The sequence below is a fragment of the Thermanaerovibrio acidaminovorans DSM 6589 genome, assembly GCF_000024905.1.
In the GTDB taxonomy this organism is placed as follows: Bacteria; Synergistota; Synergistia; order Synergistales; family Synergistaceae; genus Thermanaerovibrio; species Thermanaerovibrio acidaminovorans.
Map to the genome: position 1 here is coordinate 1,600,318 of NC_013522.1, position 11,178 is coordinate 1,611,495.

The 11,178-nt window shown below is 60.1% G+C and carries 9 protein-coding genes and 1 pseudogene; all 10 read right to left on the reverse strand.

From position 1 onward, the window contains the following. Complete coding sequence (locus TACI_RS07940) at positions 1–672, reverse strand: GerMN domain-containing protein (RefSeq protein ID WP_012870263.1); 672 nt, start codon at positions 670–672, stop codon at positions 1–3. Between the two features lie 15 nt (positions 673–687). Continuing rightward, a complete protein-coding gene (locus TACI_RS07945) occupies positions 688–2,358 on the reverse strand; it encodes an N-acetylmuramoyl-L-alanine amidase (protein ID WP_242601097.1) in 1,671 nt (556 codons plus the stop codon). Between the two features lie 14 nt (positions 2,359–2,372). After that, positions 2,373–3,401: a threonine aldolase family protein gene (locus tag TACI_RS07950; RefSeq protein WP_012870265.1), complete on the reverse strand. Its 1,029-nt coding sequence runs from the start codon at positions 3,399–3,401 to the stop codon at positions 2,373–2,375. 13 nt (positions 3,402–3,414) lie between these two features. After that, a complete protein-coding gene (locus TACI_RS07955) occupies positions 3,415–4,239 on the reverse strand; it encodes a PHP domain-containing protein (protein ID WP_012870266.1) in 825 nt (274 codons plus the stop codon). A gap of 61 nt (positions 4,240–4,300) precedes the next feature. Beyond that, entirely contained in the window at positions 4,301–4,825 is a 525-nt protein-coding gene (locus TACI_RS07960; RefSeq protein WP_012870267.1) for a chemotaxis protein CheW, read from the reverse strand. Continuing rightward, on the reverse strand, positions 4,818–7,187 hold the full coding sequence (locus tag TACI_RS07965) for a GAF domain-containing protein (protein ID WP_012870268.1): 2,370 nt from the start codon (positions 7,185–7,187) through the stop codon (positions 4,818–4,820). The genes TACI_RS07960 and TACI_RS07965 overlap by 8 nt, the downstream gene beginning before the upstream one ends. Continuing rightward, the gene (gene yfcE / locus TACI_RS07970; protein WP_012870269.1) at positions 7,174–7,737 is read right to left on the reverse strand and encodes a phosphodiesterase; all 564 of its coding nucleotides are present in this window, start codon (positions 7,735–7,737) and stop codon (positions 7,174–7,176) included. Before yfcE ends, TACI_RS07965 begins: the two co-directional genes overlap by 14 nt. A gap of 117 nt (positions 7,738–7,854) precedes the next feature. Further along, a complete protein-coding gene (locus TACI_RS07975) occupies positions 7,855–8,307 on the reverse strand; it encodes a (2Fe-2S)-binding protein (RefSeq protein WP_012870270.1) in 453 nt (150 codons plus the stop codon). Between the two features lie 123 nt (positions 8,308–8,430). Further along, positions 8,431–8,985, reverse strand: a pseudogene (locus TACI_RS07980) (methyl-accepting chemotaxis protein); the annotation flags it as partial. Positions 8,986–9,412: 427 nt separating this feature from the next. Beyond that, positions 9,413–11,176 (reverse strand): hypothetical protein, encoded by a 1,764-nt coding sequence (locus tag TACI_RS07985; RefSeq protein WP_012870272.1) that lies wholly within the window; start codon positions 11,174–11,176, stop codon positions 9,413–9,415. Positions 11,177–11,178: the final 2 nt, after the last annotated feature.

Sequence of the window (11,178 nt, forward strand, 5' to 3'; positions counted from 1 at the left end):
CTAGTTCTTGATCGTCCAGGGCTTGGAGAGATCCACCACCGACCGGTCAGACACGTCCTGCCCATCCACGTAGAACTTCACCTTCCTGGTGGGCTTGAAGTTGTCCTGCATGGTCTTCACGATGGCGGTGATCACCATTCCCGCCCGGTCCTTCCCCAACCCCTTGAGACCCTCGTAGAATGCCCCGTTCAGGTTGAGGTACAGCCAGTCCCCGCTCCTGAAGAGGTGAAGCACCCTCACCGAGTCCGCCATCCAGCCGGAGCTCCTGAGCTCCGCCAGCAGGAAATCCAGCACCGCCCTCATGGCCTCCTCGTCGCTCCCCGCCACGGGAACCTTGAAGTCCCGCTCCTCGAACGACTCCCCGGAGGGGACGTACACCCTGAGGCTGCCCCCGCCCGCCTGGGCCACGTCCTCCGACAGGGGCCTCATCTGGACCTCCTCCGGGGAGGTGACGGTCCCGGTGATCCTCCTCCCCCGGTCGTCCATGTACCGGAACGCCAACGACGTGGCCCCGTAGCCCACCGCGAAGAATATGGCCATCAGCGATAGCCACGCCAGGATCCGGAAGGGCATCGGCGCCTTCCTCCTGGGCCGTTCCTCCTCGTCCCTGCCGGTCTCGTAACGCCTGCCCTCGTACCTGTCGTACTCCCTGCGGTAATCATCCCTAGCCATCTGACATCCTCCAAATCACCTCTTATTGACCTGCCTAAGGTACTCCACTATGCCCCTGGCAAGCAACGAGGCCATCCTGCCCTGAAAGGCCGGATCCCTCAGCAGCGCCGCGTCCCTGGGATCGGTTATGAACCCCATCTCCACCAACACCGCCGGCATGGCGGCCCCCTTGAGCACGTAGAAGGGGGCCTGGGCCACCCGCTTCATGCTTAGCCCCCCTGCCTTGCCGCTCCTGAACAGGGCCTCCGCAAAACTGGTGCTCTCGTCCACCTTCTGGTTCTGCTGCATGTCCCCCAGGATCTGCATCAGGAGCCGGGTCCTGCGGTCCGCCGCCCCTCCGCCATCCCCATCCCCCGAGTCCTCCAGCTCCCGGTTCTCGAACAGGGCCAGCCTCATGGCGTCCTTGTCGGTGGGCAGCGACATCAGGTACAGCTCCACCCCTCGGGAGGTCCTACCCGCCGGCAGGGCGTTGCAGTGAAGGCTCACGAACAGGTCCGCGTTCCATTGGTTGGCCAGGCGGGTCCTCTCCGACAGCTTCAGGTACCGGTCATCCTCCCGGGTGAGCCTCACGTCCACCCCGTAGGCGCTCAGCACGTCCCTCAAGAGAAGGGCCACCTTCAAGTTGATATCCTTCTCCCGAAGGCCGTTGCCAATGGCCCCCGGGTCCTTACCCCCGTGCCCCGGGTCCACCGCCACCACCGGCCTGGCGGATCCCTTGAAGACCCGTTCCACCGTCATGAACGAGGGCGGACCCCCAGCCTCCGCCTTCCTCTCCCGGGGCCCCTCCTTGGCCTGACCGTTGGCCCCAGCGGATCCCTTGCGACTGGCTCCACTGGAGGCCTCCACCACCCCCCCCCCATCGGCGCTGGCGGTGGATGACGGCCGGTCCGGGAAATCCAGCACGAGCCGCAGGGGCCCCTCAAGCCAGCTCACCTTAACCGGCAGGTACGAGGCCCTGAAGGATATGACGCTCCCATCGCCGCCAGCGGTGACCGATAAGGTGGCCACCTCCGGCCTGGGAGGCTGAGGGATGAGCCCCATCGGAAGCCCCCCGGGAACCCTCACCTCAACTCCCACATCGGTCTTGCTCACCACCACCCCATCCCGGGAGCCAAGCTCCAGGACGCACCGGACGAAACCGCTGTTGATCCCCCACCGGGCGGCCTTCACCACCGGCGAGGCCGGGGTCCGGACCTCCTCCGGCGACACCGCAGGCTTTGGATCCTCCTTTCGGGCCTCCGACCGGGTCCCCCCGTCCCCCTCATGGGTGGGGCGGGATACCCCCCGGAAGGCCAGATCCCCCTTGGTACCCGCGGACCTAAGGAACGCGTTGATCACCGAAAGGGCCCCCCGGTGCTCCACCCACCAATGTCCCCCCTGACCCAGCACCGGATGCTGGAGGGGGAACACCGCGCCGTTCACCCGGGCCACCGGGGAACCGGACCAGAACTCCACCTTCCTGCCCCCCAACGTCACCACCAGCCCGTCGGGCCTCGGGTTCCAGGAGAGCCCCAAAAGCGACAGGACCTGATCCGCCGCCACCAGCGTAAGGTCCCCCTGGCGCATCACCGGCACGTCACCCTTCCGGACGTCCCCGTTCCAAAGGGTCCACAGCACCTCCTCCCCGGAGGCGCTGGCCCCAAGTCCCAAGGCCACCACCATGGCCAGCGCGAGGACTCCGACCAAAGACCTACGGATCATCAACTTCCAAACCCCGCCTCCTTCAACACCAGCCGTGCCCCCTGGACCACCTGGTCCCAGGACACGTCCCGGTGGGTCACCAGCCTTATCCTCCCATCCGGGGAGGGGGATACCAGCACCCCCTGACGGGCCAGGTTGGACACGAACTCCTCCCGCCGGACATGAGGGGGAAGCTCCAGGTAGACCATGTTGGTAGGACACGGCACCCGCTGGACCCCAAGTCCCCCCTCCTCCAGCATATCGGCGAGCAGCTGGGCCTTCCGGTGATCCTCCTCCAGCCTCCCCCACTGGCCCAACGCCACTATCCCCGCGGCGGCCACCACACCCGCCTGCCGGAGGCCTCCCCCAACCCGCTTCCTCCAGTGCCGGGCCTCCCGGACGAAATCCGCTGGGCCGCACAGGAGGGACCCCATGGGGGCCCCCAGCCCCTTGGAGAGGCAAACCATTATGGAGTCCGCCACCGCCCCGTAATCCGAGGGACTACACCCCACCGCTAGGGCGGCGTTGAAGAGCCGGGCCCCGTCCAGGTGCACCTTGAGCCCCAGGGACCTGGCAGCCCCGGAGGGGGCCCTCAGCCGATCAGGCCCCAAGGCAAGCCCCCCGCGGGAGTTGTGGGTGTCCTCCAGGCAGAGCAACCGCCCGGGAGCGAAGTGCACGTTCCCCCTAAGGGGGACGGAACTTAGAACCTCCTCCTCCGACGGGGCCCCGGACGAGTCATCAAGCACCACGGGCATCACCCCTCCCAGGGCCGCCATGCCCCCCGCCTCGAAGCTGTAGACGTGGGAACCGCGCCCCACCAGGGCGGAGGTGCCCCGGCCGCACCAGGTGAGGACCGCCAGCAGGTTCCCCATGGTGCCGGAGCACACGAAGAGGGCGTCCTGGGTACCCAGCATCTGGGCCCCCATCTCCTCCAACCGGCGGACCGTGGGGTCCTCCCCGTAGACGTCGTCACCCACCTCCGCCGCCGCCATGGCCCGGCGCATCTCGTCGCTGGGCTTGGTAACCGTGTCGCTCCTGAAATCGATCATCGAAAGCCCCTCCTCAAAGCGATATCCCCAGCCTGGCCCAGGGGATGGCGGTGGCCTCCATGCTCACCCCCATGGATATCCCGGGCTTGTTGTCCCCGTGAAAGTCGGATCCCCCGGTGGGGACCAGCCCAAGCTCCCGAGTAACCCGGATGAGCTCCACCCGGTCCAGGATCCCGGCGGTGGGGTGAAGGCACTCAACCCCCCACAGGCCAAAGGACCTGAGGTCCCTTACGAGCCCGTACAGGTCATCCCACCCGAGCTGGGTCTGCATGGGGTGGGCCATCACCGGCAGACCACCGGACTCCCTTATGAGACGCACCGCGTCGGCGGGGGAGAGCCGGGGCCTAGGGAAGTAGGCGGGGGCCCCCCGCTTGAGGAATCGGTGGAAGGCCTCGTAGTAGTCCCCCACGTAGCCCTTCCGCAACATCACCTTGGCTATGTGGGGCCTGCCCACCAGGTCCGAGCCCGCCTCGGCCCGGACCTCCTCCATGTCCACCGGGCAACCCAGGTCCGACAGCCGATCGCATATCTTGAAGTTCCGCTCTTCCCTGCCCTGGCGGATCCAGACCAGCGCATCCGACAGGGGCCCCGTGGGGGACACCCGGTAACCCAGGATGTGGAGGGTATACGGGGCCTCCCCGGAGACCTCCACCCCCGGTATGCCCTTGATGCCCTGGGAGGCGCAGGCGGCCAGAAACTCCTCGTTCCCCTCCATGGTGTCGTGGTCCGTCAGGGCCATGACGGACAGCCCCAACCGGCGCCCCAACCGGACCAGCTCATGGGGGGTGAGGGTGCCATCCGAGAAGGTGCTGTGCAGGTGCAGATCAACCAGGATCAACCGCAGGTCTCCTCAATTAAAAAGCCCCCCCTAGGGAGGGCCACGGGATGGTTGGGGCGGGTCATTCCTCCCCTTCCTCCCCCTCGCTCACCAACTCGTCGATGTCGAAGAGGCCCGCCAGGTCCAGCAGCACTATGAGCCGCCCGTCCTCCAGCTTGGCCACCCCCTGGACGTACTCCCGGCCCACGCCCACGTCGGTGCCAACTCCGGACTCAACCTGGCCATCCCGGATGGTGCGAACCTCCCGAACCGCGTCCACCAGGACGCCGAAGAGGATCTCCTGGTACTCCGCCACCACGATCCTGGAGTCGTTGGTCTTGACGGAGGGGGCGTTGCCCATCTTGACCGCCATGTCCAGCACGGGGATCACCGTTCCCCGGAGGTTTATGACCCCCCTGACGTAGGAGGGGGCGTTGGGCACCCGGGTTATGGACGGGGGAACGTGGACTATCTCCCTCACCATGTTGACGTCCAGACCGCAGTACTCCCCCACCAGGTCGAAGACCAGGAGGATCCGCTCCGCCTCCCGCACGTCAACCTCGCCGGGCTTGCCTTCCGCCTTGTTAAGGGTCTCTATCTCAGCCATGGGCCATCCCTCCCTGATGTGCTTTGCGCTCCCGCTTATCATTGTACATCCTTTCGTCCGCCAAGCGAATAAGCTGATCACCATCATCCCCGTCGTCGGGGTACACCGCCACCCCCGCGTCAACGGTGATCCTATAGTCTACACCAAGGTCCAGGGAGCCCGCCAACTCCTTCAGCGATCGGACCATCCCCTCCGCCCTGGATCGATCCACGTCCCAGAGCAACAGGACGAACTCGTCCCCCCCGTACCGGGCGAACAGGTCCCCCAGGCAGGTCCTGCGATCCACCTCCCGGGCGAACCGCTTGAGCACCTCGTCCCCCGCCGAGTGACCGAACCGGTCGTTCAGGTCCTTAAAGTTCCCCAGGTCCATCATCACCACCGCGAAGGACCTGTCGTCCCTCTTGGCCCGGCTCAGCATCTCCGCCAGGGTGACCTTGAACTTCCTTATGTTGGCCACCCCGGTGAGGGAGTCCCTCTGGGTCTCGGTCTTGACCCGGTCCACCAGCTCCAGCAGCCGCCAGGCCACCGCCACGTGTCCCGCCAGGATGGAGAAGGTCTCCTCCTCCTGGGGACCGAAGGCCCCCACGTGGTCGTCCTCTATGCACAGCACCCCGTAGATCCTGCCGTGGATCGCTATGGGCACGTCCAGCTGACTCCTTACGGTGGGAATCAGGGGGATCCACTCCCGGGCCTTGGAAACGTCCCGGGTGTTCTGCATGACCCCGTTCCTGGCCGCCCTAGCCACCAGGGACGTACCCTTGCTCAAGACCCTATTCACCGCCTCCACGTCATCGTAACGGTTGGAGGAGGACATCACCGAGACCCCTCCTTCAGCGGTCTCCACCTTGAAAACCGTTACGCTCCTGTAGCCAAGCCGGTCCGCCACCATGTTCACCACCGACCGGACCATGTCCTCCAGAGAACCGGTAAAGGACATCTCCCGCACTATGTTGTGGAGGAGCCGCATCTCCCTCATCCGGCTCTCCAGCTCCCGCACGTGATAGGAATGCTCCAGCATGAAGCCCAGGTACCGACACACATCCTCCATCAGGTGGACGTCCTCCTGGTTGAAGCGCCCCTTCCGGTGATCCTGGAGGTCCAGAAGGCCCACCACCTCTCCGGCGGAGGACAGGATGGGCACCGCCAGCTCCGACCGGATCCGCTCGTGACCGGTCCTGTAGAGAGGGTCACAGGAGGTATCGTTGCAGAGGTAGGGGCTGGCCTCCCGGACCACCCACCCCCAGATCCCCTCCAGCCTATTGGGGGAAAGGACCCGGACCGAATCGGACTGGGGTAGCCCCTTGAAGGCCTTGAGGATGAAGACCCTATCCCCATCCACCTGGTCCTGGACCAGCAGGTACACGTTTGGATATCCCATGGAGGCAACCGCCTCCACTATCCTCCTGCAAAGACCGTCGAGATCCATCAGCGCAGAGGGAGCCCCCATAATAGAAAGCAACGCCTCCGCCACTTTGCCGTGTTGACGCATCCGCACCATCCGGACCAATTTTGGATGGGGCTTGACCCTCGGCTCCCCCTCCCTGACCGGGGCCCTCCGGGCCTCCATGGAGGAGATCACGTAGGAGAGGAGAGAGGCTATGATGGACACGAACCACAGGTCCCTCCGCTTAAGCTCGAAGGGGGACTCCACATTGAGCACCCCCAGCCGCCGGCCCCCTATCTGAAGGGGCACCGCCACCTCCGACCGGACCTCCGCACCGCTTGGCACGTAGGCGGGGTCCGAGGACACGTCCTTCACCAGGACCGGCCTGCCCTCCATGAAGGCCCTCCAAACAACACCCCGTCCCCGGGGAAGCTCCAATCCCAGCTGGAAGTTGTCCGACGCGGCCACCTGGGACAGCACGTCGTCATCCCGGCGGTACAGGAACACCGAAACGTACCAGCGGGCACCGATGGACATAAGGTCCCGCACCGCTATCCGGGCCGCCTCTTCCACCTCCTGGGCCTCCGAAACGTGATGGGCCACGTCCATCAGGACCCTTATGAGCCGGTCGTTGAAGAACCTGGTCCTCAGGCGCCAAAGGAGGGGCACCACTATGGAGCCCAACACCACCACCAGCTCATGGACAGGGCGGCCCATCAGAGCCATGAGCAACGACACCATCCCCACCAGCAGGGTCATGGAGATCCAGTTTGGCACCGGCCCCCGGTCCCACATGAGGGCCACGAAGGCCACCCCTATGAACGGGAAGAGGGGCACGAACCTGAGCCAGAAACCAAGGACTAGCCCCGCCAGGAGGACCCCGCATACCATAAGGTACCAAACCCGGTGAAGGGTCAGGATCAGCCCCCGGGACGATAGACGGCGAAAGATGGACCTTGCGGGATCACCAGGCCTCACGATGCAGGACCTCGCCGTCCAACGTCACGATGCCAAGCCCGCCGGTGGAGACCACCGCGAAGCTGGCGGGGTCCTTGCCCTTGGGGAGGCTCAGGGAACCGGGGTTTAGGAACACCGTGTCCCCCTCCCGGATAACCGACGCCACGTGGGTGTGCCCCGACAGGGCCAGCCGGAAGCCCCCCTTGAGGGCCTCCTCCCTAAAGGCGTTGAAGTCCTCTCCATGGGCCCCTATGACCGATATGCCCTCCCAGAAGACCGCTAACCGGTCCACCAGCGGAACGGGGGCCATCAGCTGGTCCACCGACGCATCGCAGTTGCCCCGGATGAGGAAGAGGGGGACCTGCACCCGGCCAAGCGCCTCCGAAAGCCCCTTGGGATCGTATAGATCGGGTAGCGGGTTCCTGGGCCCGTGATAGAACAGATCGCCGCAGTGGACCACGAAGCTGGCCCCCGGGACGAAGGACTCGAACCGCCCCCACGCGCCGGCACTGCCGTGGACGTCGCTGCACACCAGGAAGAACCTATCTCCCTTCAGAAGATCCAGGGACACTTGAACCCCCCCTAACTCGGAATCGCGGGTCTGGAATAGATTTGTAATATTATAGCCCACGAACCGGAGTCCGGCACCGGACCGGATGGGGCCAGGGGCCAAGCGGAAGGCTGGAACCTACCCCCCGGAGGAGATCAGGGCCATCACGTCCCCGTGGCAACACCTTCCCTTCGGGTTGTTCTCCCCACACCTGCCGCCCCGCATGCCCCCGGTCATCCGGGCCACGTCATCCACCGTCACGGCCCCGTTGCGGATGGCCTCCAGCACCTGCTCCCGGGTGATCCGGTCGCAGTAGCAGACGTACCTGGGGCTTGCCCCGGCTTTGAAGTCCACCGGCACCCGGACCTGATCCACGGTGAAGATCACGTCCCCGGAGTGATAGACCACCGGACAGTCCGGGGAGGTGCAAAGCCAGTAGTCCCCGGGTGGGACCGGGGAAGTGACAAGGCTCTCCACAGTCCTGGAGTGGACCCGGGAGCCCTCCGCACCGCACCTGGGACACGGGGATCCTCCAGAGGTCCACCCGCCTCCACCGCAACCGCAACCGCATCCGGATCTAGCACAACGCATGTCCCCAACCCTCTTTCGTTCGATCTCGAGAAGATCATATACCCTCCCATAAGCCACGGGAACCGGAAATGACGCATGGGGCCCTGCGGGGCCCCATGCTTGGCTTTTCTCCTGTCCCTTTGGCTATCCCTTGAGGCTCAGGGTGGAGGAGTCGTGCTTGAACCTGCCTATCAAGGTCTTCAACTTCTCCGCCATCTGGCTCATCCGCTGCGCCTCCTGGGCCACCGACTCGCTGGCCTTGGCGGTCTCCTCGCTGGATTGCCGAATCATATCCACCGCCGTGGTGGTCTCTAGGGTGGCCTGGGTGGCGTTGTCTATGCCACGGGCTATCTCCTGCGCCGCCGCCGCCTGCTCCTCCGACGTGGCCGCTATGTTCTGCATGGCGTCGTTCACCGTCTTTATGTGAACCAGAACCTGCCTCAGACCCTCCACCGACTCGTGGGCACGACTAACCGTCTCCTCCATTGACCTGCGGGACTCCTCCGTCACCCGCAACGACGCCTCCGCGCTGCCCTGAAGGGGCACTATCAGGTCCTCCACTTCCTTCGCCGCCTGGGCGGACTCCTCCGCCAGCTTCCGAACCTCCTCCGCAACCACCGCGAAGCCCCGGCCCGCCTCGCCAGCCCGGGCCGCCTCAATGGCCGCGTTCAGCGCCAGCAGGTTCGTCTGGTCCGCTATGGACCTTTGTTCTTCTTCCGCCTGGCCCGGAGCCGCCGGGACCGCCGGCTGGCTCGGGAAGATCTGCAACGGCCCCGCGGGCGTTTCGGGCCCCTGGGGCGCCCCCGGCACCACGATCACGGGAGGGGAACTGTCGTAGATGCCCGGGAGACCCGTGTCCCCCGCCGCGCCCCCGGGAAGCCCCGGGATCCCCCCGTCCCCCCCGCCCTGCGCCAGGGCCGGGATCGCGAGGGAACAAACCAGGATCAAAACCAACAAGCCGATTCCTGCGCCGTGCATCGCATTCAAGAAAAGCCCACCGAAAGAGGCGTTCACTTAGGGATTGAAGAAAAACTTAAATGAACAGCTTCAAGCGGAGCAAAAAGAGACCAGTCACAATCAGGCATGAATGCTTGAAGCGGCTGGTCTTTTTGATCGATTATCATTTCTAAATGGATATCTTGAGCAAGGCATCATAGTTATGAATTTTAATAGCATCTTTGTTGTAGTCAAAATTCAGTTTATCAAGTTTATCTAATAAGCATTTTTTAGCATACGAAGGATTGCTATCAGTGTTTTTTGCTTCTAGTAACATGATTTGTTCTGACTTTCTCATTGGATGAATAACCATCCCATCAAATTCACTTAATTTCTTTCCAGACAAATCTTTTTGATAAATTAATATGCTTGAAGGTATTGTAATACTCGTATCATTAATGTCATCTTGCATTAGACAGTCAAGCATAAATTCCACTTCATGACGTTCATCGGTATTTCCATTCCCTTTTGCTAAAAGGGATTTAATTTCAGCAGTGCGTTGCCTCTTACCTCGTGTGCATAACACACAAATTTCAGGATCAACTGTTGCTTTAATTACGACTGGATTTTCGCCAAATAAATAATAGAGAAAAAATTTACTGGCGAGTAAATATCGTATGTCTGCATTTGATGGGTGCGCAACTCGGCGCAAATATTTAATTGTAGATTTTAATACTCTAAACGATGTAAGAGCTTTATTCTGGCAATTCTTTTTTATTGAAACAAGTATTGTTCGTTCTCCAGAATTTCGATCGTAGTATCCTACTCTTGAGTTATTTATACGTTCCAATTCCAACAACAATCCTTGTGATAATTTTTTGTCCTCAGCAGCAAATGTTAATTTCAGAATAGCATCTGGTGAATAATCACGTGTTTGGCGATGTTGTTTATTAAAAATGCTTTTTGAACATAACCAAAAATCAGAATAGTATTCTTTATGCTTAATACTCTCATCTTTAGATAAAGTATTGACGATTTTTCGTGATATTCTATAGTAGCAAATAGCGTTTGAATTCTCATTATAAACTGTGTCATCAAGCATTTTCCCAATAGAAGCAATTAATCGATTTGCAGGTAATTGATCATTATAAATTGATAATAGCTCATGAAATAGGATAAGAACCGATTCTTTATTGCACAAGTCAATTGTTATGGGCATATTTGCAATTTGTAAGTCATAAGCGATATAGGAAACATTGCGAACAGAGCGAAAAACTTTAAATATAAAATGCAGTTTACTACCATCACTAATTGAGTTTTCATTAAGATATGCATATATAAGTTCCTGTGCCAATATGACAGATTGTTTGCTCTGATCACAACGTTCAAGGACAAGTAATGAATTCAATAAATGTAGCCTATGATAATTTTGCTCACTCAATAAAGACTCTGCAGCTACCCTAAATCGATGGCTATTAGAACTATTCAATAGTTTATTTCTAAAATCCACATTTTCCTCTGCAAGCATTACAACTGCTCGCGAAGCAGTAAAGGTATTATAAAAATGTCCTAGATTATAAGCAATTGTAAGGATTTGCAACATATCCCCCACAGTTGGATTTTCTTTTTCTGATATATATTGCATATTATCCCCAAATTCCTTAGCCTTCACAGGGTTATTATATGTTAGCTCGAGCTTGGTCTGTAAATTTTTCTTTATTAGCTGATGAAAATATAATTGTAATACAGTATAGTCAAATCGAGATTTCCTTAGATTTTTGGGAACTCTAATAACACCAAGCTGAGGGGTATCTTTTAGGCGCTGAATAATACCAATTTTTGATAATTCATTATATAGCTCAGTTGCATAATTGTATAAATCAACTTTTACTTTTAAGTTGCTTTTTCTTGGTTTTTGTTTCGGAAGTAAATCATGTTCAATAATCTTTCCCATTC